This is a genomic window from Pseudomonas sp. BP01 (assembly GCF_022760795.1).
Taxonomy (GTDB): domain Bacteria; phylum Pseudomonadota; class Gammaproteobacteria; order Pseudomonadales; family Pseudomonadaceae; genus Aquipseudomonas; species Aquipseudomonas putida_Q.
In genome coordinates, this window is sequence record NZ_JAFBKA010000002.1 from 1 (window position 1) to 24152 (window position 24152).

Genomic DNA, 24152 nt, shown 5'->3' on the forward strand with positions numbered 1-24152 from the left:
TATATGTATAAGAGCCAGCCCACAGACTGTGTTGTACCTGTGGGAGCGGGCAAGCCCGCGAAGAGGCCGGCACAGGCCATCAATCAGTCGAAGTAGCCACGCAGGCCAAAGGCATACCCGGTATCCACCCCCGCTGCCTCACCCCGGCTCCAGCGCTTCTTCAACACGAACTCGAACGCCGGCTCGTACAGCCCGTCGCGCACCACCGCCCCCGCCAGCACCTCCACGTCATACCAGCCATTGTCCAGCTCGATGATCGGCCGCCCCGGCACCTGGTAGCGGGCAATCAGGTCTCCCAGGGTCTTGGGCGTGAAATGCTGCAAAATGCGCCAGGTGTACAGCATCACCGCCCCGTGCTCGACCCGCAGCACATAACCATTGCGCCGGTGCTTAAGGCGGCTGCCGGCTTCGCGCAGGGCCGGGGTGTGGCCATCGAGGGTGAACAGAATGCGGTAGGGCAGGTTGTCGACCCCGGCCAGCGGCAGCACGATGCCTTCGCGCACCGCCTTGTCGCCGCTGTCGCCATGGGTGAAGGCGTAGGCCAGGTCGTCCGGTAGCGCATGTTCTTGCTTGAAGCGCTCGAGCAGCTGGATATCGCCAAGCAGAAAGTAATCGACCAGGTCGTTGAGTACTTCGCTGAATTCGTGGCGCATCTGTTTTCCTTATTGGTGCGCGTGGGGTGTCAGTGTTTCTGGGCGATCTGGATCAGGTTGCCACAGGTGTCATCGAACACGGCCACGATGACGGGGCCCATGTCGGTGGGCGGCTGGGTGAACTGCACGCCCGCTGCACACAACCGTGTGTACTCGGCCTGGATATCACGTACGCCAAACGAAGTGGCGGGGATGCCGTCCTGCTTGAGAGCGGCCTTGTACACCTTGGACGCCGGGTGCGCGTCGGGCTCCAGCAACAGCTCGACGCCGTTGGGATCGTTGGGGGAGGTCAGCGTCAACCAGCGGTGCCGGCCCATGGGGATGTCGTGCCTGGGCTCGAAACCGAGTACGTAGTGGTAGAAGGCCAGGGCCTTGGCCTGGTCGTCGACGAGAATGCTGGTGACCACGATCTTCATAGGCGTACACCGTAATGCTGAGGCCGTTGGGTATCAGTAAAGACGTTCGGGAGTATTTGGCCAGCACCTGTTCCCGGGCTCGGGTCATCGCTCTACAAAAAAACTGCTCAAGCCATAGGTAAATCCTTCATCACTTGGCCCCCGTCCGCTAGCGAGCGGGGTTAAAGTGTCAGGCATGATCCCTGCGCGCCCAAACCGGCGTCAAAGAGGTGCCCGTGGCTGCCTATACCTTGCGACAACTCAAGTACTTCGTCACCACCGTGGAGGCCGGTAGCGTTGCCGAGGCCTCGCGCCAGCTGTACATCGCCCAGCCGTCCATTTCCACGGCCATCAAGAGCCTGGAAGAAAGCTTCGGCGTGCAGTTGTTCATTCGCCACCACGCCCAGGGCGTGTCGCTGACGCCCAGCGGCAAGCGCTTCTATGCCAAGACCCGATCGCTGCTGCAGATGGCCCACGAATTCGAGCAGAACGCCCTGGCTGACAACGACACTGTCGCCGGGCAGATCGACATCGGCTGTTTCGAAACCGTGGCACCGCTGTATCTTCCGCGCCTGATCGCCGCCTTTCGCCAGCGTTACCCAGGCGTGGATATCCGCCTGCGCGACGGCGAGCAGCAAGAGCTGATACAGGGCCTGACTGCCGGAACGTTCGATCTGGCGTTTCTCTACGATCATGACCTGGACGGCACCATCGAAGCCGAGCCGCTGATGCCGCCGCAAAAGCCTTACGTGCTGCTGCCAGAAAACCACCGCTTTGCCGGCCAGGCCCAGGTATCGCTACGCGACCTGTGCCCGGAGCCGATGATCCTGCTGGACGTGGCCCCCAGCCGTACCTATTTCGTCAGCCTGTTCAACGAGATGGGCCTGACGCCGAACATCGTCTTCAGCTCGCCGTCGATCGAGATGGTGCGGGGCATGGTCGGGCAGGGTTTCGGTTTTTCGCTGCTGGTGACCCGACCGCATTCGGAATACACCTACGACGGCCAGCGCCTGGCCCTGCTGGATATCGCCGAGCCGGTGGCGCTGTCGGGGCTGGCGGCGGCGTGGTTGAAGCGGGTGCAACTGACCAAGCCTGCGCAATTGTTCGTCGAGTTCTGTCGGGAAGAACTGGCGAAGTTCTGAGGCTGGCACGCCATGCTGCGCGATCCAGGAGCATGGCGTGCCCGCTGATCAAGGGGTGACCTGATAACCGCGCCCTTGCAGGCAACCGCTGTAGGCACTGGCATGGGCCTGGGTTTTGGCCTCGCCTTCGCTGCGCCGATCCTGGCGCCGGTCCTGACGCTGGCGCATGCCGCCGACCGCCGCACCGGCAGCGGCCGTTTCGCCGGCACGGTTCTGCCGGTATTGCTGTTTGGCATCGTCACTGGCCCGGTCATACAGCTCCTCGTGCTGGTTGCCGCGCACTTGCGCGCCAACGGCACCGGCGGCGGCACCTGCCGCCGCACCACGCACCCGGCCACCGACATGGGCTTCGCTGGACGTCGCGGTGCTGTTCGCGGCGTTGGTAGCGACGGTATTGCAATCGTTGATGTCCAGTTGCATCTGCTGGCTGCTCTGGCCCTTGAGCGGCACTACCGACTGCGCCTGGGCTGCGGATGCGGCACACAGCAGCACCAGCAGGTAACTCCACGTGAATGTACGCATGGCACACCTCCACCGGGCAGAAAGCCCGTTTCACAGGATAGTCCGTCATCGGTTGGGGATGGCGTATTTATCTGCATGGTCTACACCGGATAACAGAGTTCGCCATTGCATGTGACCCTCACGTCGGGCTAGCTAACCGTGGACACGTCATGACCCAGCCCCAGGATCTGATCATCTGTGAGTACTGCGACACGGTGTACCAGCGTGCGCCTTTGCTCAAGCACCAGCGCGCCCTTTGCCAGCGCTGTGGCGGCGTGCTGTACCGGCATACGTCTTTGACCATCGAGCAGCGGCTGGCCTTGAGTGTGACCGGCGGCATCCTGTTGGTGTTCGCCAATGCCTACCCGGTGATGACCATCGGTATGCAGGGCCTCACCCATTCGGCAACGTTATGGGATGCGGTGCAGATCCTCAGCCACGGCAGCATCACCTTCATCGCCCTGGTCATGGCGCTGTCGATCATCTTTGCCCCGGTGCTGCAAATTGCCATGTTGTGCTGGGTGTTGAGTTTTGCCTTGGCCGGCCAGCGTGCCCCCGGTTTTGCCCTGTGCATGCGCGGCCTGGAAAGCCTGCGGCCGTGGAGCATGCTGGAAGTGTGCCTGCTGGGGGCCATGGTGGCAGTGATCAAGCTGGCCGGGCTGCTCGATGTAATCCCCGGCATCGGCCTGTTGGCCCTGGCGGCGCTGAGCATGCTGATCATCCATATTGCCGGCAAGGACATTCGCGACTTGTGGGTGCAGGTATGAATTACCCGGCCAACGCCGACCAACTGGGGCTGCGCCTGTGCCATGGCTGCGGCCAGGCCTGTGATCTGCGCAGTGGCGCACACACGTGCACGCGCTGCGGCGCCGCCATCCACCGGCGCAAGGCCAATGCCATCGCTCGGGGCTGGGCGTTTCTGCTGGCGGCGCTGGTGTTCTACATTCCTGCCAACCTGCTGCCGGTGATGCACACCGAAATGCTTGGCAGTGGCAGCGAAAGCACTATTGGGGGTGGTGTGCTGGAGTTCTGGGAGGCCGGCGCCTGGGACATCGCGCTGATCATCTTCATTGCCAGCGTGGGGGTGCCAGCGATCAAGTTCTTCTCGCTCGGCCTGCTGCTGTTCACCGTCCAGCACCGTTCCACCTGGGCCTGCCGGCAGCGCTCACAGCTGTACCGCTTCGTCGAGCTGATCGGGTACTGGTCGATGCTCGATGTCATGGTGGTGGCGCTGGTGGCGGCGCTGGTGCAACTGCGCGGGCTGGGCACCATCGAGCCGCGGGTGGGCATCCTGTTCTTTGGCATGGTGGTGGTGCTGACCATGTTTTCTGCGATGAGCTTTGATCCACGCCTGATCTGGGATAGCCATGCCAACGAGGGGAGGCCGCACTGATGGGGCAGCAGACTGACGAGCGCGAAGGCGCGGGGCAGGTTGAGGTACGCACCCGGCGCTGGAGTGTGTCGCTGGTGTGGATCGTGCCGATCCTGGCAATCCTGATTGGCGCTTCGCTGGTGGTGCGCAACTGGATGCAGCAGGGCCCGGTCATTGCCATTTCCTTCCACTCGGGGGAGGGGCTGGTGGCCGGCAAGACCCAGGTCAAGTACCGCAGCGTGGTGATTGGCGAAGTCACGACGGTGGACTTGGCCGATGACAAGAAAAGCGTGGTCGCCAAGGTGCAGTTGACCGATGATGCCCGCGCGTTCGCCACTCAGGGGGCGCGCTTCTGGGTGGTGCGCCCGCGCATTGGCGTGGGCGGAATCTCCGGGGTGGATACGTTGCTGTCGGGCAGTTTCATCGGGGCTGATTCCGGCGAATCGAAAGTACCGGAAAAGTCCTTTGTCGGCCTGGAACTGCCGCCGCCTATTACCTTCGACGAAAAGGGCAAGCGTTTCTTCCTCACCGCCAGCGACCTGGGTTCGCTGGATGTCGGCTCGTCGATCTACTACCGCAAGATCCCGGTGGGCGAGGTGGTGTCCTTCGCCCTGCAGGACGATGGCAAAGGGGTGGAGATTGGCGTGTTCGTGCAGGCCCCCTACGACAGTTTCGTCACCGCTGATAGCCGCTTCTGGAATGCCAGTGGCGTCGACATGCAAATTGGCGCCAATGGCCTGAAAGTCGATACCGAATCGCTGTCATCGATCCTGGTGGGCGGGCTGGCCTTTGGCTCGCCCGATTTTGCCCCGCAGGCCGAGCCTGCTGCCGACCAGGCCCGCTTCCAGCTGTTTTCCGACCGGGACTCCGCCTTGGCCCCGCCCAATGGCCAGGCGCAATACCTGCAGCTGCGCTTCGACCAGGCCATGCGCGGCCTGTCGGTGGGTGCGCCAGTGGAGTTCAAGGGCGTGGAGTTTGGCCGGGTCACCTCGATCAAGCTTGACTACGATGCCGAGCGGCAGTCTTTCCCGGTGGTGGTCGATGCGGTGGTCTACCCGCAGCGGCTGGGGCCGGTGCACCGCAAGATGCTGGCGGTGTTCAAGCACACCGAGGGCGATGCGGATGGGGCGCGGCGGCTGATAGGCACCTTTGTCGAGCATGGGCTGCGGGCCCAGGCGCGTAGCGGCAACCTGATCACCGGGCAGATGTTCATATCCCTGGATTTTTACCCGGATACCCCCAAGGTGGCCTTCGACATGGCCGCCAACCCCATCACCATCCCCACCTTGCCGGGCAGCCTGGAACAGTTGCAGGAGCAACTGCAGCGGGTGGTCGAGCGCATTGCCAAGCTGCCGCTGGAAAGCATCGCCAGCAACCTGGACGGCAGCCTGCGTGAGCTGCGCGCCAGCCTCAAGCAGTTCAATGGCCAGACGCTGCCGGATGTGAAAGTGGCGCTGGATGAAGTGCACAAGACCCTGCGCACGGCCAATGCGGCCATTTCCGAGGACTCGCCGCAGCGCGAGCGAATGGGTGAAACGCTGGACGAGCTGGAGCGCATGTCGCGTTCGCTGCGTGACCTTGCCGATTACCTGGGCCGGCACCCCGAGTCGCTGATTCGTGGGCGGCCGAAATCGGCCGGGGCCGCAGAGCTTGAACCCTGAGGAGACAGCCGATGCAACGACTGCGCAATGTGTGTGTGGCCAGCCTGCTGGTGTGGCTCGGGGGCTGCAGCAGTACGCCGAACAACTACCACACGCTGGTGCCGAACGAGCCGATGCGTGACAGCGGCCAGCACATCCAGGTAACCCGGGTGGTTGTGCCGCCGCAGGTGGACCGCCCGCAATTGGTGGTGCGCCAAGGGCAGAGTGGCCTGGCCATTCTGGAGACGGAATGGTGGGGTGCCAACCTGGTGGATGAGTTTCGCAGCGCCTTGCAAGACCAGCTGGGTGGGCCTGCGGGTGACGCCAAAGCGGCAGTGCGGGTGGACGTACAGCGCTTCGATACGGTGCCGGGGCGCTATGCCTCGCTGCAAGCCGTGTGGCGCCTGAAGCTGGTGGGGCAGGCTGAGCTGACCTGCCGCACCTCGGTGCAGACTGCGGCTGACAACAGCATCACCAGCCTGGTAAATGCGCACCAGGCCAACCTGCGCAAACTGGCCGAGGCAGTGCGGGGTAGTGCCGCTCGGGGTAGCTGCTCGCCATCTGCCTGAAGGCCTGTCGACCTGTGTTCACGCCTGCGTGGCCTTGCGTAGCGGCACCTCGCGCAGCAGCCACGACAGTGCGAAAGCCACGCTGGTGATCACCCCGGCCACCAGGAACACACCCTGCATTGCCCCGGAAAACGCCTGCAGGTAACTGTGCTGCAGGGCAGTGGGCAGGGCATGCACAGCGGCCGGCGAAAGGCTCGCGGCCCCCCCGGCGCTGGCGGCGAAGTCACTGCCCAGGCCGCCTAGCAAGCTGTGCGAGAACAAGGCGCCGAACAGCGACACACCAATGGCGCCGCCAATCGAGCGGAACAACGTGGCCCCGGAAGTGGCCACGCCCATGTGGCGTAACTCGACGCTGTTCTGCACGGCCAGGATCAGCACCTGCATGACCATACCCAGGCCGGCACCCAGCAAGCCCATGTACAGGTTCATCAGCGCCATGGGGGTGTCCAGCTCCAGCCGGCTGAGCAGGCCCAAGGCAATGACTTGCAGCAGGGTGCCGAGGATCGGGAACACTCGGTAACGCCCCCAGCGGCTGATCAGCCGCCCGGTAATCGCCGACACCACCAGCAGGCCACCCATCAGTGGCAGCATCTGCAGCCCGGCACTGGTGGGCGTGGCGTTCTTCACCACCTGCATGTACAGCGGCAGGAAGGTGACTGCGCCGAACAGCGACACCCCGACGATGAAGCCGATCAGCCCGGCAAGCACGAAGGTGCGGTGGCGGAACAGGTGCAGCGGCATGATCGGCTCGGCAGCCCGGCGCTGTTCCAGAACGAAGCCGACCAGGCCGATCAGGGCAAACAGCAAAAGGCACAGCATGTCCAGCGACTGCCACGCCAGCAGGCTGCCGCCGAGGCTGGTGATAAGTACCAGGGCAGCCAGTGCCACGGTAAGGAAGAATGCGCCGATGTAGTCCACCGTATGCCGTACCAGGGCCACGTGCGGGCGAAACACGCTGCCGATGACCAGCAGCGCCAGCAGGCCCAGGGGCAGGTTGATGTAGAAGATCCAGTGCCACGACAGCTGCTCGACCAGGAAACCGCCGATCAGCGGCCCCACCACCGTGGCCAGGCCGAACACGCCACCGAACAGGCCTTGGTAGCGGCCGCGTTCGGCAGGCGGGATGACATCTCCGATGGCGGCCATCGCCACCACCATCAAACCGCCGCCCCCCAGCCCTTGCAGGGTACGGAAGGCAATCAGCTGGGCCATGTCCTGTGCTGCGCCACACAGGGCCGAGCCCAGCAGGAACAGCACGATGGCGACCTGCAGCACGCGCTTGCGGCCGAACTGGTCGCCGAACTTGCCATACAGCGGCACCACCACCGTGGAGGCCAGCAGGTAGGCGGTGACCACCCAGGACAGCCAGCGAAGCCCGCCGAGGTCGCTGACGATGGTCGGCAGCGCGGTCGAGACGATGGTCTGGTCGAGGGCGGCCAGGAACATCACCAGCATCAGGGCTGCCAGCAGCAGCGGGATGGAGGTGTGGGCGTCCGTTGCGGCGGGGGAGGTATCAGTGGATACAGGTTGCACGGTGCTTACCTCAGCTGGGGGTGGCGTTGGCCTGGGCATGCTGCTGGCCAGCGTCTTGCAGGCCTGCAAGGGCAAAGCGGTAAAGCTGCGCTGCAACGGCATCGCTGGGCATCTGCAGAATCTCGTGCAGCGCCCCGGATCCGCCGCGCGGGCCGATCAGCAGCATTGCCCACGGCGCTGTGACGCACAGGATGCAGCGGGTCAGGGCCGGTTCGTCGACGGGGATGGTGCTGACCTCGCTAAACAGCCCCTTGAGCAGTGACAGGCGCAGTGGCGCGGCGGCCTGCAGATGCGGCTGGCCGTGAGGGCTGGGGGCCAGGATTTCTGCGGCCAGTACCCGCAAATGCCAGTTGTCCCGGGCCTGGGTGGCCTTGTGCACCACCAGTTCCACCAGCACGCGCAGCTTTTCGGCCGGTGTCTGGCTGCCCTGGGTGATGCGTTGCAGGTCGCTGAGGTCGAGGAAGCGTTGGCGGGCCTCGTCGAGCACGGCCAGGTACAGGCCATTGCGGCTGCCGAAGTGGTAATTGATCGAGGCCAGGTCGACTTCGGCCTTGGCCGCGACGGCCTTGTTGCTGGTTTCGGCATAGCCGAGCGCGGCGAACAGCTCGCCGGCGGCTTCGAGGATGCGCGTACGGGTGACGGCGCCGTCCTTGCGGGGTTCGCGGGGGGCTGCGGACATGGTGGGTACTCTGCAAACCGGGAATATGGGCAGAGCGTGGCTGAGGCTTAATTTAAAATCAATTTAAATTTAATTTATACGGCAAACGGCCTATCGCGATTCTTGTAGGAGCAGCCTTGTGCTGCGAAGCGGCCGGTACAGGCCACATATCCGTATGGCTCCAATACCGGCCGCTTCGCAGCACAAGGCTGCTCCTACACGTGACGAGCTACTGATGATTACTGGCCGTTTCCTGCACCCGCTCGGGCTTGTCCAGCGGCAGGTGGTCGAACTCGCGCAAGCCATCCTTGCGGTACGGGTCGCCGATCCAGCGCGGTGCCACCACAAATTGCGGGCTCACCAGGCTCTTGGCCGGCTCGAAGCGGTCATAGCTCAGCCCGGCCAGGTCGGACAGGGTATGGATCAGGTGCGAGCTGCTGTAAGCGCGGTTGGCCATGGCCTGCAAATCACGTGGGTGCTCGGCCTGCCAGCTGGGCGAGGTCCACAGCAGGAACGGGATGGTGTACATCGGCCGGGTCGGCGCGCCTTCGTTGCGCCCCAGGCGGTCGTGGTTGCCGGAGCTGTACACGTCTTCGCCATGGTCGGACAGGTACACCAGGAAACCATTGGGGCTGCCGGCCGAGTAACGCTTGATCAGGCTTGATACCACGTAGTCGTTGTAGCGCACCGCGTTGTCGTAGAAGTTGTAGGTTTCTACCTGGTCTGGCGTCAGCTCTTTCGGTACGCCTTGGCTGTCGGTGAAGTGCGCGTAGTCGTTCGGGTAGCGGAAGCGATAGTCCATGTGCGTGCCCAGCAGGTGCACGATGATGAACTTGTTCGGCGCAGGGTCCTGCAGGGCCTTCTCGAACGGCGCCAGCACCACGTCATCGTACTGGCTGGCGTTCTGGTTGCGCTGGTTGTTCAGGTAGACCGGCGCGTCGGTCTGCTGCGAGAACGTGGTCAGCATGGTGTTGCGCTTGGTCATGGTCTGCTGGTTGGTGATCCAGAAGGTCTTGTAGCCTGCCTGTTTCATCAGGTTGATCAGCGATGGATCGGTGAGGAAGCGGTCCGGGTTCTGCTCGTTGCCAAAGGTGAGGATCTGCTGCATCACTTCGATGGTGTACGGGCGCGGCGATACCACGTCACGGAACACCGTCAGGCCCTTGTCGCTGGCGGCCAGCGCGTCGAGGTTGGGCGTGGTGTCGCGGTTGTAGCCATACAGGTGCATGTGCTCGCGGGTGGTGGACTCGCCCAGCACCAGCACCAGCGTGCGTGGCGCCGTACCGCTGCTGTCACTCAGGTTTTGCAGGGGCGGCAACGCGGCGTTCTGCGCCAGCAACTTCTGCATGTTGTCCAGTTGCTGAAGGTACTGACGGTAGCCGACCAGCAGTTGCCAGGGCACTGCAGGCTCCATGCGCTGCTGCACTTTTTCGGCGGCATCGGCGAAGTTGCGCTCCTGGGTCACCATCTGCTTGTAGAACGGGTACACCAGGTTGGCGACCAGCAACAGCGCCACCACCGGCAGGCGGCTGCGCAGGGGCAGGGTGACCGGGCGCACGCGCTTCCACAGCAGCACCGCCACCAGCGTGTACAACAGCAGCGCCAGGCCCAGCCACACGCTGAAGTACTGGCTGAAGTATTCACCGGCTTCGGCGGTATTGGACTCGAACATGACGAAGATGACGCTTTGCGAGAACTCCTGGCGATAGATGCCGAAGTAGCTCAAGCCCACCAACGATGCAGCCCAAAGCACCAGGCCGATGACGGCCGCCGTGGCGCGGGTGAAGCGGGGCAGCAGCAGCACCGGGGCCAGCCACAGGCTGCTGAGGAAGAACGCATCGCGAAAACCGGCGAAGCCGGTAGTGCCGCTGAACAGCAGCAACGCCTGGGTGACGCCGGAGAAGTACCAGAAGAACAGCAAAAGCCAGCCCAGGCCGGCCCAGTCCACGCGCGTGTGCGCGGCGGGGGATGTAGTGTGTGACACGTATGCCTCGTCGTACCTTGGCGGCCAGCGGATGTGCCCGTGACCGGAAAGGGCGTGACGCTAATCTGCGGCGTGTGAAAATAACGTCAAGGTGGCGAGGAATAGGGGCCGGCGGGTAACCCGGCGCCATGTTTACTGGCGCAATGCGCAGACCACACGGGTATGATGTGGTCAGCAAAACTGCACTGAAAGGCCCTGTGGATTATGAACCGTCGCAAGAAGATCAAGCAGCTATTGGAGGCGCATGCCAAAAAGGCCAATGCCAAACTGGCACCGCGCAAGCCCAAGTACATCTGCAAGGCTGACCGCTTGAAGATGGAGGCAGAGGCGTCGGAGGATACTCCTCAGCTGGCCGATTGAAACGGACCGTGTAGGAGCGGCCTTGTGTCGCGATCGGGCCGCAGAGCGGCCCCTGCGATCTATGCATCAATATTGAAATTGTGGGGCCGCTTTGCGGCCCGATCGCGACACAAGGCCGCTCCTACAGGGATCGCGTCGGCTTCAACGGCGGTAGTAACGGTGCTCGTCATGGTGGCGCTGGTGCATGGCCCGCTCATGGCGGCGCTCCCAATCGCGGCGCCGTTCCCAGTCACGCCGCCGCTCCCAGTCCCGCCGGGCTTGCTCGCGCCGCCACTGCTCACGGCGCCAGTCGCTTCTGTGGTCATGCCAGCGGTCGTCGTCGTGCGCCAGCAGCGTGGCCGGCTGTGCATCGGCCACGCTGGCCACCCTCGACCAGGGATTGCCGGCAGGCTGCAACGGTGACTGAACGGCCGGCGCCGGTGCCACCGGTGCTTTCATTTGAGTTGCCGATGCCGTGCCCACCGCCGCGAACGAGAACAGGCCGAGCAGCACCAACCTTGCGACATGTATTTTCATGAGCGAAGCCAACCTCTGATAACAATTGAGCCATCTGGCCAGCAGGTGTGGGGCGAACCTTGTCTCGCGTGCCGCTACCTTTCTGTGCCTCCCAGATAGACCGGTAAACGGGAAAAAGTTCGCTGCAGCAACAACTTGTAGAACTTTTGACGCCTGATCACCCCTTTACACAAACGCCCGCCCGCCACGGCGGCGGTCTTCCTTCAATAGCCCCTCCACCTTGCGCAACGCCTGCCCCAGCAGGGCCTGATCCGGTGCCCCGCCCAGCGAGATGCGCACGGCATCCGGCCCCTGCGTTGCCACGCTGAACGAGTCCGCACCGGCCACGCTCACCCCCACATCCTCCAGGGCCTGGGTAAACCGATCCTGGTGCCAGTGCGCTGGCAGCTGCAACCACAGGTGCAGCCCGGTGGGGTGGGCCTGGAACTCATGGCTCAACAGCGTGCGTGCCAGATGCTGGCGGGCGCGGGCTTCGCGCTGGATTTCCTGGACCAGCTCCCCGGCGGTGCCGCTGCGGATCCACTGTTCGACCAGCGCCAGCAGCAAGGCCGAGCAGCCCATGCTCGATGCGCGCAAGCCATTGAGCAGGCTTTGCCCGTCGTCGCCACGCGGTGGCAGCACAAAGGCTGTGCGCAGGCTTGGCCACAGGCACTTGGACAGCGACGCCAGGTAGTACGTATTGGCGCCCCCGGTCAGGCAGGCGATGGGCGCCGGCGCGTCGTCGAGCAGATAACGGTAAGGGTCATCCTCGATCAGCGTGATACCGCGCTTGATCAACACCTCGGCAATTGCCTGGCGCCGGGCTGCGGGCATGGTGTGCGCGGTGGGGTTGTGGAACGTGGGGTTGAGGTACAGCAGGTGCGCGTCGCTTTCCTGGCAGGCCTGCTCCAGGTCGTCGGGGCGCATGCCGTCGGCATCACTGGCCACCGCGACAATGCGCAGCCCCAGCTGCCGGGCGGCCAGCAGCAGGCCGGGGTAAGTGAGTGGGTCGCAGAGAATGGCATCGCCCGCGCGGGTGTGAGTGCTGAGGATGGCAAAGATGGCCGCTTGCGAACCCGAGCAGAGGGCAAGGCCGCGGCTGTCCAGGTCACCCAATGCCGGTTTCAGCCAACCCTGTGCCGCCTGCAGCAGCGAGCGGGTGGTCGGTTCGTCCTGATAGGGCGACAGTGCTTCGATGCTGTTGCGTTGCAGCACCTGCTCAATCCCGGCGCTCACAAGTTGTGCCATCGAGCCATTGGCCGGCTGCGGCGGGATGTTCATGGTCAGGTCGATGGCTGCCGGCGTCATGGTTTCGCGGGCGCCCAGGATGAACGAGCCGCGACCACTGTAGGAGGCAATCAGGCCACGGTCTCGAGCCTCGGCATAAGCCCGGGTCACTGTGGTCAGGTCGACACCAAGGTGCGCAGCCAGTGCACGTTGCGGTGGAATTTGTTCGCCGTTCCGCAAAATTCCAGACTGTATGGATTCTGCGAGCATGTCCGCGATCTGTATGTATCTCGGGCCTGCTTTTGGCTTTAAGGGCTTTGTCCAGCGCATTTGAGCAGCTTCTCTTGGCGTTTCGGCAAGAGGCATAGGTCTTCCTCCCGGTTGTCAGTCCATACACATAGGAATATCATGGCATACGGTTGTTAACAAATCCATACAATATGGAAAGCGTATGGTTTATTTGATGTGCACCGGAACGGCGTGGCAGGGTTGCAACGATAAGCGCTTCCGGGCTGCCAGTCATGGAGATGTTTGATGGATGACTGTCATCTGATCTGCGCCAATCGCCTCGACGATGGGGCTGTGGTCTGGCTTGATGCCAGGCACGAATGGGTAGAGACACTGCAACAGGCCGGCGCCTTCGATACGCAGACGCTGGTACCGGCAACCCTCGCCGCCGAGGCTGCCGTGCGGGCCAACCAGGTGGTTGCGCCGACGCCTTGTGCAGCCTGGCTGGTGGATGGCCTGCCAGAGCCGAAAAGCCTGCGTGAACGGTTGCGCTCGCGTGGCCCGTCAGTACGCAGCGACCTCGGCAAGCAGGCCGCAGGCACGTCGCCGCAAGGTGGCAAGGGCGAGCGCCCGCTGCTGCCGGTGGCGGCGGGGCAGGCGGGGGTGTACCGATACGACCCGTTCGAGCGTGAGTTTCTCAAGGACCGCGCCCGCCAGTTCGAGCAGCAGGTTGCCCGCCGCTTGAGCGGCGAGCTGGACGAAGAGGCGTTCAAGGTGTACCGGCTGATGAACGGCCTGTACCTGCAATTGCACGGCTACATGCTGCGCGTGGCCATCCCCTATGGCACCTTGAGCGCAGTGCAGCTGCGCCAGCTGGCCTATGTGGCCCGCACCTATGACAAGGGCTACGGCCACCTCACCACCCGGCAGAACATGCAGTTCAACTGGCCGCGCCTGGCCGACACGCCAGAAATCCTGTCGGTACTGGCCGATGCCGACCTGCATTGCATCCAGACCAGTGGCAACTGCATCCGCAACGTTACCACCGACCACTTTGCCGGGGCCGCCGAGGATGAGGTGCTGGACCCACGGGTGCATGCCGAGATCCTCCGGCAGTGGTCCACCGACCACCCCGAGTTCACCTACCTGCCACGCAAGTTCAAGATCGCCATAACCGGCAGCCCCAAGGACCGTGCCGCTGTACGCTTCCACGACATTGGCATTCTGGCGCAGCGCAATGCGCAGGGTGAGGTGGGCTTCCAGGTGTATGCCGGGGGCGGCCTAGGGCGTACGCCGATTGTTGGCACCCGAGTGCGGGAGTGGTTACCCGAGCGCGAACTGCTGCGTTATGTCGAAGCCATCCTGCGGGTTTACAACGCCCTGGGCCGGCGCGACAACCTGTACAAGGCGCGCATCAAGATACTGGTGCGCGAGCTCAAGCCCGGCCGTTTCATTGAAATGATCGAGCACGAGTTCGCCAGCCTGCCGACGGATCACCAGTACCTGGAGCCGGCCCTCGTCCAAGGTATCCGTGCCCGCTTCGTGCAGCCGGCCTTCGAGGCGCTGCCCGGGTTGTGTGACAGCTTCCTGCGTGCGCGGGCCGACGACAATGCGTTCGCCAGCTGGGTACGCACCAATACCCACCCGCACAAACAGCGTGGCTACATCAGCGCGGCCATCTCGCTGAAGCCACCAGGTGGCATCCCCGGCGATATCAGCGCCGAGGAAATGCTCACCTTGGCCGATTTGGCCGAGGCCTACTCGCTGAACGAGATTCGCGTGTCGCACGAGCAGAACCTGGTGCTGCCGCACATCCGCCAGGGCGACCTGTACAGCGTATGGCAGGCCTTGCGCCAGGTGGGGCTCGCGACCAGCAATATCGGTTTGTTGTCCGACGCCATCGCCTGCCCGGGCATGGATTACTGCAGCCTGGCCACTGCCCGTTCAGTGCCGGTCGCCCAACGCATCGCCTTGCGTTTCGACGCGGCCCGGCAACAGGACATCGGCGAACTGAAACTCAATGTCTCCGGCTGCATCAATGCCTGCGCCCACCACCATGTGGCGCATATCGGCATCCTCGGCCTGGACAAGGCCGGCCACGAAAACTACCAGATCACCCTGGGCGGCAGCGCCGAAGAAGACGCTGCGGTCGGGACCATCCTGGGCCGTTCGGTGCCCTTCGAGGAGGTGCCCGACATCGTCGAGGCGATCGTTGGCATCTACTTGCAATTGCGCGAGGACGGCGAGCGCTTCCTTGATACCTATCGCCGCGTCGGTATCGAGCCGTTCAAGGAGGTGTTGCGTGATGCTCGTTGATCGTGATGGCCGGGTTCAGCCCGACAGCTGGCGCTACCTGGAGGGTGAAACGCTGCCGACCTACGCCCCGCAAACCGTGCTGCAGCCGCAGCAGTGGGATGACTACCACATGCGTTTTGGCCAACCGGCTGAAGGCCTGTGGCTGGCCGCCGACCAGGACCCGGTGCAGGTGCTGCCGTTGCTCGGCCACCTGACATTGATCGTGGTCGAGTTCGCCAAGTCACGTGATGGCCGCGGCTTCACCCTTGCCAGGCTGCTGCGCGAGCGCCACGGCTTCAGCGGTGACCTGCGCGCCACCGGGCCTTTGCTGCCCGACCAGTTCGCCATGTTGTTGCAGTGTGGGTTCACCAGCGTACGGGTGTCGACCAGCGTGCCGGCGCAGCGCTGGCAGGACGCCGCGGCCGCCCATCAACAGGCCCGTCCACGCACCCTGCTGCAACGTCTTTCCCAACGGAGCGAGGCATAGCCATGTTCAGCCTTACAGCCCTGGAGCTGGCCCGTATACAGTTCGGTTTCACCATTACCTTTCACATCATCTTCCCCGCCATCACCATTGGCCTTGCGGCATTCCTGGCGGTTCTGGAAGGTTTGTGGCTGTGGAAGAAAGACAACGCCTACCTCGACCTGTACCACTTCTGGTCGAAGATCTTCGCCGTCAACTTCGCCATGGGCGTGGTCTCGGGGCTGGTCATGGCGTACCAGTTCGGCACCAACTGGAGCTTCTACTCGCAGTTCGCTGGCAGCATCACCGGCCCGTTGCTGACCTACGAGGTGCTGACGGCCTTCTTCCTTGAAGCGGGCTTCCTCGGGGTGATGCTGTTCGGCTGGCACAAGGTCGGCCGGGGCTTGCACTTTTTCGCTACCGTCATGGTGGCTGTGGGCACGATGATCTCCGCCACCTGGATCCTGGCATCGAACAGCTGGATGCAGACTCCGCAAGGGCATGAAGTGATCAATGGCGTGGTGGTGCCGGTGGATTGGTTCGCCATCATCTTCAATCCATCGTTCCCGTACCGCCTGGCCCATATGGTCACGGCTGCAATGCTGTCGACCGCGTTGTTCGTCGGTGCTTCGGCAGCGTGGCACCTGTTGCGCGGCAACAACACCCCGGCGGTGCGGCGGATGTTCTCGATGGCCCTGTGGATGCTGCTGTTCACCGCGCCGTTGCAGGTGGTGATCGGTGACGTGCATGGCCTGAATACGCTCAAGCACCAGCCCGCGAAGATTGCTGCAGTAGAAGGCCACTGGAGCAACACCCCGGGGCAGGGCGTGCCGCTGATCCTGTTCGGCATCCCGGACATGGAAGCGGAAACCACCCGCTACAAGGTCGAGATCCCTAACCTGGCCAGCATGATCCTGACCCACAGCCTGCGCGGGCAGATCCCTGCGCTGAAGGACTTCCCGAAAGAGGACCGCCCCAACGCCACCATTTTGTTCTGGTGCTTCCGGGTCATGGTCGGTCTGGGGCTGCTGATGGTCGTGCTTGGCCTGTATGGCACCTGGCAGCGCTGGCGTGGGCGGTTGTACGAGTCGCGGGGGCTGGCGCGGTTTGCCCTGTGGATGGGGCCCTCGGGCCTGGTGGCCTTGCTGGCCGGCTGGTACGTCACCGAGATCGGCCGCCAGCCCTGGGTGGTGTACGGCCTGATGCGTACCAAGGACGCAGTTTCAGACCACTCTGCGCTGACGTTGTCGGTGGGCCTGGTGGTTCTGGTGGTGATGTACATCGGGGTGTTCGGCACTGGCGTCGCCTACATGCTGCGCCTGGTGGGCAAGGGGCCGCAGGCGCACGACGACCATGAGCAGCCGGTGACGGCCAACCAGCGGCCCGCCCGCCCGTTGTCGGCAGTGGACGACCCGCTGTATCCAAATTCGCCCAATTACACTGACTGACCGGAGACGTTGTCATGGGTATTGATCTTCCGCTGATCTGGTTTCTGATCATCGGCTTTGGCGTGATGATGTACGTCATCATGGACGGTTTCGACCTGGGTATCGGCATCCTGTTCCCGTTCATCACCGACCGCGACCACCGCGACACCATGGTCAACACCGTGGCGCCGGTGTGGGACGGCAACGAAACCTGGCTGGTGCTGGGTGGGGCAGGGTTGATGGCGGCGTTCCCCAAGGTCTACGCCATCTTGCTCAGTGCGCTGTACATCCCCGCGCTTGGCCTGCTGGCCGGGTTGATCTGGCGTGGTGTGTCGTTCGAGTTCCGCTTCAAGGCCGATGAGGCGCACAAGCCGTTCTGGGACAAGGCGTTCACGGGCGGGTCCTACGCGGCGGCGTTTTTCCAGGGGGTGATGCTGGGGGCGTTCATCGAAGGGCATGCGATTGTCGATGGCGTGGCCACCAACGGTGTGATGAGCTGGCTGACACCATTCAACGTGTTCTGCGGGGTCGGGGTGGTGGTGGCGTATGCGCTGCTGGGCGCCACCTGGCTGGTGTTGAAGACTGAAGGCCGGTTGCAGGCCAGCATCATTCGCGCGTGCTCACCGATTACCCTGGCGACGGTGGCGGCGATGCTGATCGTCAGCATCTGGACGCCACTGACCCACCCGGCCATTTTCGAGCGCTGGTTCAGCCTGCCGAACTTCTGGTTCTTCCTGCCGGTACCGGTGCTGGTGCTGGTGGCCACCTGGGCGATCCTCAGGTCGTTGCGCGGCGCACCGCATGCCGGGCCTTTCGTCTGGTCGCTGCTGCTGGTGTTCCTCGGCTTCACCGGTCTGGTGATCAGCATCTGGCCGTATGTGCTGCCGCCCAGCCTGACCATCTGGGAAGCCGCAGCGCCGTCCCAGAGCCTGGGCTTCGCGCTGGTCGGTGCGCTGCTGATCATCCCGTTCATCCTCGGCTATTCGGCCTGGTCGTATTACGTGTTTCGCGGCAAGGTCAAGGACGGCGAAGGGTACCATTGAAGTCTGGTGTGTAGCACAGGGTGTGAGGCCCTGTGTTACCTCCTTCGCGGCGCCGGCAGGTACAGCACTGGCTTCAGGCTTATGCAGTACCTGTGGGAGCGGCTTCAGCCGCGAACACCGGCGCAGCCGGTGCCATGCCACTCCGTTATATCTGTGCGAATACCTCACGCAAATGTGCCCGATAACTGCCGAACGCAGCAATCGCCCCCGTCACAACTTCTGCTTCTTCCCCCTCATCCAGCACCAGGCCATCAAGCCTGGCCACGAACTCGCGCCAGTGCAGTGCACGACCATCCGGGTGCGGCGCCAGGTGTCGAGCGCCCTGTTCTCCATCCAGCCCCAGGCGCTGAGTGTGCTTGAACAGGAACGCCGCGCCCAGGTTGGATCCTTCACTGCAATACAGCCACCCCAAGGCCTGGGCGGGGCTGGCACTGACCGGCTGGGGAGACGTTGGCAGCGGCAGGCCCAGATCGAGCAGGTCTTGCTCGACTGCGGCAAAACGCGACAGCTCAACCAGCCCCGGCAGCCACCGGTTCAGCTGCTCGTCCTGATACACCGCCAGCAGGCTGCCGTGAAAGCGGTGTTGTACCTGCAGGAAGTGGCCATAACGCTCACGGCTCTCGAAAGGCCGCGCCGCCATCACCAGTTCGTCGACGTTGTCATGGTCACTGCTGCTGGCCGCTTTCAGGCGTTTGCAGCGTCCTGGCTCTGTGAGAGGGAGTGGGGCAGCGGTCATAGGTGTGTCCGTGAGCGAGTAGGCAATACGCCCATGATGCGTGCCATCCCAGGTAGGCAGCAAGCACAACGCTACTGGTTTACCATGCCTGACGCTTTCACGTTTCCAAGGAGTCAGCCATGAATACCACGCAGTTCCGCACCCCCACTGTTGCAGACGCCGAGCGCTGCTACGCCATTGAAATCGGCGCCTATGAAGGGGATGAAGCGGCCACGCTGGAGAAGATTCGCACCCGCATCGCGCAGTATCCGCAAGGCTTCCTGATCCTGGAAAACGCAGGTGAGATCGTTGGCTTCATCAATAGCGGTTGCGCCCACGAAGTCGTCATGTCTGATGAAGAATTCAAGGAACTGATCGGCCATGACCCGGCAGCACCGAACGTGGTGATCATGTCGGTGGTGGTGGGCCCGGCGCACCAGGGCAAAGGTTACGCCAAGCGCTTGATGGACGAATTCATCGCCCGCATGAAAGCATCGGGCAAGCAGACCATTCACCTGATGTGCAAGCAGCAGCATGTGGCGCTGTACCAGAAGATGGGGTACCAATACGTGAAACCGTCGCCGTCGGATCATGGCGGCATGGCCTGGCATGAGATGATCATGGTCCTCTGAAACCTTGGCTTGCTTGAGCCGCACTCACCTATCAGAAGGACCTGAAGCTTTGGCCAACCCGGCAGCCGTCTACACCTCCCGCCAAACCACCTGCATCGCCCTGCTGGTGGCTATCACCTTCTTCATGGAAAACCTCGATGCCACCGTGATTGCCACGGCATTGCCGCAAATGGCCAGTGACTTCGGTGAAAGCGCTGTCAGCCTGAACATCGGCATCAGTGCCTACTTGCTGGCAGTTGCGGTGTTCATTCCGCTCAGTGGCTGGGTGGCCGACCGTTTCGGCCCGCGACAGGTATTTGCCGGGGCCATCGGCCTCTTCACCGTGGCGTCGTTGTTGTGCGGCATGGCCCCGACCCTGGAAACCTTCGTCGCCGCCCGGGTGCTTCAGGGCATTGGCGGTGCCCTGATGGTACCGGTGGGCCGGCTGGTGGTGCTGCGCACGACCGAGAAGAAGGACCTGGTGAAAATGCTCGCAGTGATCACCTGGCCCGGCCTGGTGGCGCCAGTATTGGGCCCGCCACTCGGCGGCCTGATCGTCACGCATTGGTCGTGGCCCTGGATCTTCTACCTGAACATCCCCCTCGGGTTGCTGGCCATTGCGGCTGCCTGGGTGCTGATTCCGAATGCGCGGTCAGATGAAAAACGCCGTTTCGACACGCTGGGGTTCGTTTTCCTGGCATCGTCTTGTGCAGCGTGGCTGGTCGGTCTGGAAATGCTTGGCTCGCTGGCGGGTGGCAGCTTGGGCGCCGGGCTGGCACTGGTGTCGCTGGGGGGCTTGCTGACCTGGTTAGCAATTCGCCATTGCCGGCGCCATCCTTCGCCGCTATTGCCACTGAATACCCTGTCTATCCCCACGTTCAGGGTCAGCATCGTTGGCGGTACCTTGTTCCGCCTGTCGATCAGCGCCTTGCCGTTCCTGATCCCGTTGCTGCTGCAGATTGGTTTCGGCTTGTCGCCGGTGGATGCCGGGCTGCTGGTACTGGCGATCTTCGCCGGCAACCTGGCGATGAAGCCATTTACCACCAGGTTGCTGCGCCGCTATGGTTTCCGCCGCGTGTTGCTGGTCAACGGGCTGATTGGCGTTGGTTGCATTCTGGCCTGCCTGGGCTTGCAGCAAGGCATGCCGTGGTACTGGATGGCCGTGGTGTTGTTCGTGGGCGGGCTTTCGCGCTCGATGCAGTTCACCACGTACAACGCTGTCGGTTTTGCCGATGTGCCCAACCAGCAGATGGGCGAGGCTTCGACGCTGTTCAGCATGTGCTTCCAGCTGGCGATGGCGTTGGGTGTGGCTGTGGTGGCACTGCTGTTGCGCGTGGCGATGATGGTGCGCGGCGAAGCCGAGATGACAGTCAGCGACTTCCACTGGGCGTTGATTGGCGTTGCGTTGATTGCCTGCGTGGCGTTGGCGGATGCCATGCGCTTGCCGAGCAATGCCGGGGAACAAGTGCTGCGTACCTGAGACCATGGGCCTGCTTCGCACCCCATTCAACCCTGCAACGTATCGCGTAGCTTGACAACGCCATCAAGCGCCAGCGCCTGGGCCGAGTAGCACAGGCCGATGCGCCGGCGAAGGTCAAGCTGTGGCAGGGGCTCGATGCGCACGCCGGAGTGCTCGGTGGCCAGCGATTCTGGCACGATCGCGGCACCTAGCCCCGCCGTGACCAGCTCCAGGGCCAGGGTAAAGGTGTCTGCCTCTGCCACCAGAATACCGCTGTAGAAAGGTTGCAGGCGCTGATGGCTGGGCTGTGACGGGCAGGTGATCCAGCGCGCTTCGGTGGTTGCCTGCTGCGCAACCGCCAGCACGAACGGGTCGCTGTGCAGCGGCAGAAACAACTCATCCTCACAGCGCAGTTCTTCGCTGGCCAGGCGCACCGCGCCCATGCAGCCGGTCGCCAGTTGCAAGCGCACCGGGGGCTGCATGGCAGCGGCTGCCAGTACAACCTTGCCCAGTACCGCCGCACTCACATCCTGCTCCACGCCGATCTGCAACGGCGCCCGCTCACGATCACCCTTGAAGCGGCCGAGCAGGCGATTGGCGTCGGCGACCATGCGCTGCGCTTCGGGGTAGAGCGCGCGGGCATCCTCGGTCACCTCGACGCCGCGGGCCTGGCGCACGAACAGCGTGGTGCCCAAGGCCTGCTCCAGTGCCCGGATGCTGCCGGAAAGCGCCGGTTGGCTAAGGTGTATCGAACGCGCGGCGGCAGTAATGTTGCGCTCTTCGAACACGGCGATGAAGGCGCGAAGCTGACGATAATCCATGGGTTACCCATAAGTGATGCCGATGGCTGCGAAAAGAATTTCCCATTTTTCGCAAGAAAAACCAGCTTCTATACTCGCTCTACTTCTTACCCATAGGCAAATCGGATAACAGTATGGTGACCATGACTAACACCCTTAAACCTTTGGTAGTCATTACCGGTGCCAGCTCCGGTATTGGCCTGGCCACCGCCAAGCTGCTGTCCAGCCGTGGCCACGCCCTGTTGCTGCTGTCCCGGCGCCTGGCGCCGATGGAGCAACTGCAGCTGCCCAATACCCTGGCACTGGCGGTCGATATCACCGACCGCGCTGCCGTGCTGGCAGCCGTCGCCGAGGGCGAAGCACGGTTTGGCCCGGTGGACGCGATCATCAACAATGCTGGGGTGATGCTGCTGGGCAGTATCGCCACCCAGGACCCGGAGCAGTGGGACCGCATGCTCGACGTGAACGTGCGCGGCCTGCTCAACGGCATTCATGCGGTCGCCAGCGGTATGGTCGAGCGCAGGCAGGGCACCATCATCAACGTCAGTTCCGTGGCCGGGCGCAAGGCCTTCCCCAACCATGTCGCCTACGTCGGCACCAAGTTTGCTGTTACCGGCCTGTCGGAAAACCTGCGAGAAGAGCTGGCACCGAGCAATGTGCGGGTGATCACCATCGAGCCGGGTGCAGTCGATACCGAATTGCTCAGCCACACGACCGATGCCGCCATCAAGGCGGGCTACAACGACTGGAAGCAGGAGATGGGTGGGGTGCTCACGGCCGAGACCATTGCCGAGACCATCGGCTTTGCCTATGGCCAGCCGCAGTCCGTGTGCATCCGCGAAATCGTGGTGTGCGCTACTCGCCAGCAGCAATGACTGGCCCGATAGGCTGACGCTGCCCTTGTGTAGGAGCGGCCTTGTGTCGCGATCGGGCTGCGCAGCGGCTCCAGGATTGCCCGTCAACGCAGCAATTGCCGGGGCTGCTGCGCAGCCCGATCGCGACACGAGGCCGGTCCTACAGGAGACCGCGCCAGGCTTAAGGGATGTATTGTCAGTGCATGTGCGCCACTGGCGCTTTGGCCGGTTTGAAGTGCCCCTCATCAGGCTCCATGATCGGCACCTCGTTGCCATCGCGGTCATACAGCTTGCCATCACGGAACACATCCCCTTCATTCAGCCCGGCGATATCCCGGTAGCGCAGGGTGCGTTCGCTGGCGGCGACGAACACCGACTGCTGATCGGAGTTGCCGGCGCGCAGGTGGTTGAACAGCAGGTTGAGCAGAATCGCCATGATCGCCGCCGAGCTGATGCCGGAGTGGAAAATGGTCTCGAACCAGGTCGGGAAGTGGTGGTAGAAGCCCGGCGCCGCAATCGGGATCATGCCAAAGCCGATCGAGGTGGCGACAATGATCAGGTTCATGTTGTTGCGGTAGTCCACCTGGGCCAGGGTGCGGATGCCGCTGGCCGCGACCGTGCCGAACAGCACCAGCCCGGCACCGCCGAGCACGGCAGTAGGCACCGCGGCGACCAGCCTGCCCATCACTGGCAGCAGCCCCAGCGTGACCAGGATCAGGCCGGCGCTGGCCACCACGTAGCGGCTCTTCACCCCGGTCACGGCGACCAGGCCGACGTTCTGCGCAAAGGCACTTTGCGTGAACGAGCCGAACAACGGCGCCAGGGCGCTGGAGATCATGTCGGCACGCAGGCCATTGCCCAGGCGCTTGGAGTCGACCGGTGTGCCGATGATTTCACCCACGGCCAGGATGTCTGCCGAAGTCTCGACCATGGTCACCACGATGACGATAAGCATCGACAGGATCGCCGCCACCTGGAACTGCGGTGCGCCGAAGTGCAGCACCTCGGGCATGGCCACCCACGGCCCCTGCAGCGCCTGGGAGAAATCGGCCATGCCGGTGGCCATCGCTGCCAGCGTGCCGATCACGATAGCCAGCAGGATCGACAGGCGCGACAGGCTGGCACTGCCCAGCTTGCTCAGCAGCAGTACCGAGGCCAGGGTGAACGCCGCCAGGCCAATGTTCGCCGGGCTGCCAAAATCAGCGGCCTGGCTGTTCCCGCCCATGGCCCAGCGCGCGGTAACCGGCATCAGGGTCAGGCCGATGGTGGTGATGACGATGCCTGTCACCAAGGGCGGGAAGTACTTGATGATGCGCGAGAACAGCGGGGTGATGAGCAGGCCGACCAGTGACGACACGATCACTGCGCCGAACACCACCTGCATGCCGCCGGTGCCGTCATTGCCGATGATCGCAACCATGGTGGCGACGCTGGCAAAGGAAACCCCCTGCACCAGCGGCAAGCGGCAACCGAAGAAGGGAATGCCCAAGGTCTGCAGCAATGTTGCCAGGCCCCCTGCGAACAGCGAGGCGGCAATCAGCAGGCCGACATCGCCAGCGCTGAGGCCTGCGGCCTGGCCGATGATCAGCGGTACGGCGATCATGCCGCCGTACATGGTCAGTACATGTTGCAGGCCATAGGCCAGGTTGGCGCCCACGCCGAGGTTCTCGTCTTCCGGACGAGGTGAAGCGGGAGAAGTCATGGTGAGTAGCTCGCTTTGTTATTTTA

The 24152-nt window shown here is 63.4% G+C and carries 24 protein-coding genes; 13 read left to right on the forward strand and 11 right to left on the reverse strand.

What is annotated here, in order from left to right:
- Nucleotides 1–83: 83 nt before the first annotated feature.
- Together JOY50_RS02115 and JOY50_RS02120 are read right to left on the reverse strand one after the other, a co-directional pair.
- On the reverse strand, nucleotides 84–653 hold the full coding sequence (locus JOY50_RS02115) for a hypothetical protein (RefSeq protein WP_132839822.1): 570 nt from the start codon (nucleotides 651–653) through the stop codon (nucleotides 84–86).
- 29 nt (nucleotides 654–682) lie between these two features.
- Complete coding sequence (locus tag JOY50_RS02120) at nucleotides 683–1069, reverse strand: VOC family protein (RefSeq protein ID WP_132839824.1); 387 nt, start codon at nucleotides 1067–1069, stop codon at nucleotides 683–685.
- A gap of 215 nt (nucleotides 1070–1284) precedes the next feature.
- Here JOY50_RS02120 and JOY50_RS02125 point away from each other — a divergent pair, with 215 nt between their 5' ends.
- Nucleotides 1285–2190: a LysR family transcriptional regulator gene (locus JOY50_RS02125; protein WP_016500346.1), complete on the forward strand. Its 906-nt coding sequence runs from the start codon at nucleotides 1285–1287 to the stop codon at nucleotides 2188–2190.
- Nucleotides 2191–2238: 48 nt separating this feature from the next.
- Here the strand turns inward: JOY50_RS02125 and JOY50_RS02130 are convergent, their stop codons facing one another.
- Nucleotides 2239–2712, reverse strand: a complete 474-nt coding sequence (locus JOY50_RS02130) for a YMGG-like glycine zipper-containing protein (RefSeq protein ID WP_132839826.1) — start codon at nucleotides 2710–2712, stop codon at nucleotides 2239–2241.
- A 149-nt stretch (nucleotides 2713–2861) separates the two neighbouring features.
- Here JOY50_RS02130 and JOY50_RS02135 point away from each other — a divergent pair, with 149 nt between their 5' ends.
- From JOY50_RS02135 to JOY50_RS02150, 4 genes are read left to right on the forward strand one after another with little or no spacing between them, the layout of a single operon-like run.
- A complete protein-coding gene (locus JOY50_RS02135; protein ID WP_132839829.1) occupies nucleotides 2862–3458 on the forward strand; it encodes a paraquat-inducible protein A in 597 nt (198 codons plus the stop codon).
- Nucleotides 3455–4084 carry a paraquat-inducible protein A gene (locus tag JOY50_RS02140; RefSeq protein ID WP_132839831.1) on the forward strand — a complete coding sequence of 210 codons (630 nt, stop codon included), beginning with the start codon at nucleotides 3455–3457 and terminating at the stop codon, nucleotides 4082–4084. The genes JOY50_RS02135 and JOY50_RS02140 overlap by 4 nt, the downstream gene beginning before the upstream one ends.
- A complete protein-coding gene (locus JOY50_RS02145) occupies nucleotides 4084–5724 on the forward strand; it encodes an intermembrane transport protein PqiB (protein WP_243054680.1) in 1641 nt (546 codons plus the stop codon). The genes JOY50_RS02140 and JOY50_RS02145 overlap by 1 nt, the downstream gene beginning before the upstream one ends.
- A gap of 11 nt (nucleotides 5725–5735) precedes the next feature.
- Nucleotides 5736–6272, forward strand: a complete 537-nt coding sequence (locus JOY50_RS02150; protein WP_138736724.1) for a membrane integrity-associated transporter subunit PqiC — start codon at nucleotides 5736–5738, stop codon at nucleotides 6270–6272.
- Between the two features lie 18 nt (nucleotides 6273–6290).
- Here the strand turns inward: JOY50_RS02150 and JOY50_RS02155 are convergent, their stop codons facing one another.
- The 3 genes from JOY50_RS02155 to JOY50_RS02165 form a co-directional block, all read right to left on the reverse strand.
- On the reverse strand, nucleotides 6291–7805 hold the full coding sequence (locus tag JOY50_RS02155) for an MDR family MFS transporter (protein ID WP_243054681.1): 1515 nt from the start codon (nucleotides 7803–7805) through the stop codon (nucleotides 6291–6293).
- Nucleotides 7806–7815: 10 nt separating this feature from the next.
- Nucleotides 7816–8484 carry a TetR/AcrR family transcriptional regulator gene (locus JOY50_RS02160; RefSeq protein WP_243054682.1) on the reverse strand — a complete coding sequence of 223 codons (669 nt, stop codon included), beginning with the start codon at nucleotides 8482–8484 and terminating at the stop codon, nucleotides 7816–7818.
- 208 nt (nucleotides 8485–8692) lie between these two features.
- Nucleotides 8693–10447 carry a phosphoethanolamine transferase CptA gene (locus JOY50_RS02165; RefSeq protein ID WP_243054683.1) on the reverse strand — a complete coding sequence of 585 codons (1755 nt, stop codon included), beginning with the start codon at nucleotides 10445–10447 and terminating at the stop codon, nucleotides 8693–8695.
- Between the two features lie 204 nt (nucleotides 10448–10651).
- Here JOY50_RS02165 and JOY50_RS02170 point away from each other — a divergent pair, with 204 nt between their 5' ends.
- Nucleotides 10652–10807 carry a DUF2986 domain-containing protein gene (locus JOY50_RS02170; protein WP_243054684.1) on the forward strand — a complete coding sequence of 52 codons (156 nt, stop codon included), beginning with the start codon at nucleotides 10652–10654 and terminating at the stop codon, nucleotides 10805–10807.
- Nucleotides 10808–10948: 141 nt separating this feature from the next.
- Here JOY50_RS02170 and JOY50_RS02175 read toward each other — a convergent pair whose 3' ends face one another.
- Nucleotides 10949–11323 (reverse strand): hypothetical protein, encoded by a 375-nt coding sequence (locus tag JOY50_RS02175; RefSeq protein ID WP_243054685.1) that lies wholly within the window; start codon nucleotides 11321–11323, stop codon nucleotides 10949–10951.
- Nucleotides 11324–11488: 165 nt separating this feature from the next.
- Complete coding sequence (locus tag JOY50_RS02180; protein WP_259374834.1) at nucleotides 11489–12895, reverse strand: PLP-dependent aminotransferase family protein; 1407 nt, start codon at nucleotides 12893–12895, stop codon at nucleotides 11489–11491.
- A 168-nt stretch (nucleotides 12896–13063) separates the two neighbouring features.
- Here JOY50_RS02180 and JOY50_RS02185 point away from each other — a divergent pair, with 168 nt between their 5' ends.
- From JOY50_RS02185 to cydB, 4 genes are read left to right on the forward strand one after another with little or no spacing between them, the layout of a single operon-like run.
- A complete protein-coding gene (locus JOY50_RS02185; RefSeq protein WP_243054687.1) occupies nucleotides 13064–15073 on the forward strand; it encodes a DUF2849 domain-containing protein in 2010 nt (669 codons plus the stop codon).
- On the forward strand, nucleotides 15063–15539 hold the full coding sequence (locus JOY50_RS02190) for a DUF934 domain-containing protein (protein WP_243054688.1): 477 nt from the start codon (nucleotides 15063–15065) through the stop codon (nucleotides 15537–15539). Before JOY50_RS02185 ends, JOY50_RS02190 begins: the two co-directional genes overlap by 11 nt.
- A gap of 2 nt (nucleotides 15540–15541) precedes the next feature.
- A complete protein-coding gene (locus JOY50_RS02195; RefSeq protein ID WP_243054689.1) occupies nucleotides 15542–16963 on the forward strand; it encodes a cytochrome ubiquinol oxidase subunit I in 1422 nt (473 codons plus the stop codon).
- A gap of 14 nt (nucleotides 16964–16977) precedes the next feature.
- Nucleotides 16978–17985 (forward strand): cytochrome d ubiquinol oxidase subunit II, encoded by a 1008-nt coding sequence (gene cydB / locus JOY50_RS02200; RefSeq protein WP_243054690.1) that lies wholly within the window; start codon nucleotides 16978–16980, stop codon nucleotides 17983–17985.
- Between the two features lie 145 nt (nucleotides 17986–18130).
- Here cydB and JOY50_RS02205 read toward each other — a convergent pair whose 3' ends face one another.
- Nucleotides 18131–18721 (reverse strand): biliverdin-producing heme oxygenase, encoded by a 591-nt coding sequence (locus tag JOY50_RS02205; RefSeq protein WP_243054691.1) that lies wholly within the window; start codon nucleotides 18719–18721, stop codon nucleotides 18131–18133.
- Between the two features lie 119 nt (nucleotides 18722–18840).
- On the opposite strand from JOY50_RS02205, the gene JOY50_RS02210 reads away from it, so the two are divergent.
- A complete protein-coding gene (locus tag JOY50_RS02210; protein ID WP_243054692.1) occupies nucleotides 18841–19332 on the forward strand; it encodes a GNAT family N-acetyltransferase in 492 nt (163 codons plus the stop codon).
- 49 nt (nucleotides 19333–19381) lie between these two features.
- Nucleotides 19382–20791: an MFS transporter gene (locus JOY50_RS02215; RefSeq protein ID WP_259374835.1), complete on the forward strand. Its 1410-nt coding sequence runs from the start codon at nucleotides 19382–19384 to the stop codon at nucleotides 20789–20791.
- A gap of 26 nt (nucleotides 20792–20817) precedes the next feature.
- Here the strand turns inward: JOY50_RS02215 and JOY50_RS02220 are convergent, their stop codons facing one another.
- Entirely contained in the window at nucleotides 20818–21591 is a 774-nt protein-coding gene (locus tag JOY50_RS02220) for a LysR family transcriptional regulator (protein WP_132839853.1), read from the reverse strand.
- 122 nt (nucleotides 21592–21713) lie between these two features.
- Between JOY50_RS02220 and JOY50_RS02225 the strand changes: the two genes are divergently transcribed.
- A complete protein-coding gene (locus JOY50_RS02225) occupies nucleotides 21714–22445 on the forward strand; it encodes an SDR family oxidoreductase (RefSeq protein ID WP_041168078.1) in 732 nt (243 codons plus the stop codon).
- A gap of 175 nt (nucleotides 22446–22620) precedes the next feature.
- Here the strand turns inward: JOY50_RS02225 and JOY50_RS02230 are convergent, their stop codons facing one another.
- The gene (locus JOY50_RS02230; RefSeq protein WP_138736720.1) at nucleotides 22621–24126 is read right to left on the reverse strand and encodes a nucleobase:cation symporter-2 family protein; all 1506 of its coding nucleotides are present in this window, start codon (nucleotides 24124–24126) and stop codon (nucleotides 22621–22623) included.
- Nucleotides 24127–24152: the final 26 nt, after the last annotated feature.

What these genes read in the sequence shown, in the direction of transcription:
- JOY50_RS02225 (WP_041168078.1), top strand. Translation starts at nt 21,714, where the DNA reads ATGACTAACACCCTTAAACCTTTGGTAGTCATTACCGGTGCCAGCTCC.
- JOY50_RS02220 (WP_132839853.1), bottom strand. Translation starts at nt 21,591, where the DNA reads ATGGATTATCGTCAGCTTCGCGCCTTCATCGCCGTGTTCGAAGAGCGC.
- JOY50_RS02180 (WP_259374834.1), bottom strand. Translation starts at nt 12,895, where the DNA reads ATGCCTCTTGCCGAAACGCCAAGAGAAGCTGCTCAAATGCGCTGGACA.
- JOY50_RS02150 (WP_138736724.1), top strand. Translation starts at nt 5,736, where the DNA reads ATGCAACGACTGCGCAATGTGTGTGTGGCCAGCCTGCTGGTGTGGCTC.
- JOY50_RS02210 (WP_243054692.1), top strand. Translation starts at nt 18,841, where the DNA reads ATGAATACCACGCAGTTCCGCACCCCCACTGTTGCAGACGCCGAGCGC.
- JOY50_RS02130 (WP_132839826.1), bottom strand. Translation starts at nt 2,712, where the DNA reads ATGCGTACATTCACGTGGAGTTACCTGCTGGTGCTGCTGTGTGCCGCA.
- JOY50_RS02185 (WP_243054687.1), top strand. Translation starts at nt 13,064, where the DNA reads ATGGATGACTGTCATCTGATCTGCGCCAATCGCCTCGACGATGGGGCT.
- JOY50_RS02140 (WP_132839831.1), top strand. Translation starts at nt 3,455, where the DNA reads ATGAATTACCCGGCCAACGCCGACCAACTGGGGCTGCGCCTGTGCCAT.
- JOY50_RS02135 (WP_132839829.1), top strand. Translation starts at nt 2,862, where the DNA reads ATGACCCAGCCCCAGGATCTGATCATCTGTGAGTACTGCGACACGGTG.
- JOY50_RS02145 (WP_243054680.1), top strand. Translation starts at nt 4,084, where the DNA reads ATGGGGCAGCAGACTGACGAGCGCGAAGGCGCGGGGCAGGTTGAGGTA.
- JOY50_RS02190 (WP_243054688.1), top strand. Translation starts at nt 15,063, where the DNA reads ATGCTCGTTGATCGTGATGGCCGGGTTCAGCCCGACAGCTGGCGCTAC.
- JOY50_RS02205 (WP_243054691.1), bottom strand. Translation starts at nt 18,721, where the DNA reads ATGACCGCTGCCCCACTCCCTCTCACAGAGCCAGGACGCTGCAAACGC.
- JOY50_RS02120 (WP_132839824.1), bottom strand. Translation starts at nt 1,069, where the DNA reads ATGAAGATCGTGGTCACCAGCATTCTCGTCGACGACCAGGCCAAGGCC.
- JOY50_RS02170 (WP_243054684.1), top strand. Translation starts at nt 10,652, where the DNA reads ATGAACCGTCGCAAGAAGATCAAGCAGCTATTGGAGGCGCATGCCAAA.
- JOY50_RS02175 (WP_243054685.1), bottom strand. Translation starts at nt 11,323, where the DNA reads ATGAAAATACATGTCGCAAGGTTGGTGCTGCTCGGCCTGTTCTCGTTC.
- JOY50_RS02230 (WP_138736720.1), bottom strand. Translation starts at nt 24,126, where the DNA reads ATGACTTCTCCCGCTTCACCTCGTCCGGAAGACGAGAACCTCGGCGTG.
- JOY50_RS02160 (WP_243054682.1), bottom strand. Translation starts at nt 8,484, where the DNA reads ATGTCCGCAGCCCCCCGCGAACCCCGCAAGGACGGCGCCGTCACCCGT.
- cydB (WP_243054690.1), top strand. Translation starts at nt 16,978, where the DNA reads ATGGGTATTGATCTTCCGCTGATCTGGTTTCTGATCATCGGCTTTGGC.
- JOY50_RS02115 (WP_132839822.1), bottom strand. Translation starts at nt 653, where the DNA reads ATGCGCCACGAATTCAGCGAAGTACTCAACGACCTGGTCGATTACTTT.
- JOY50_RS02195 (WP_243054689.1), top strand. Translation starts at nt 15,542, where the DNA reads ATGTTCAGCCTTACAGCCCTGGAGCTGGCCCGTATACAGTTCGGTTTC.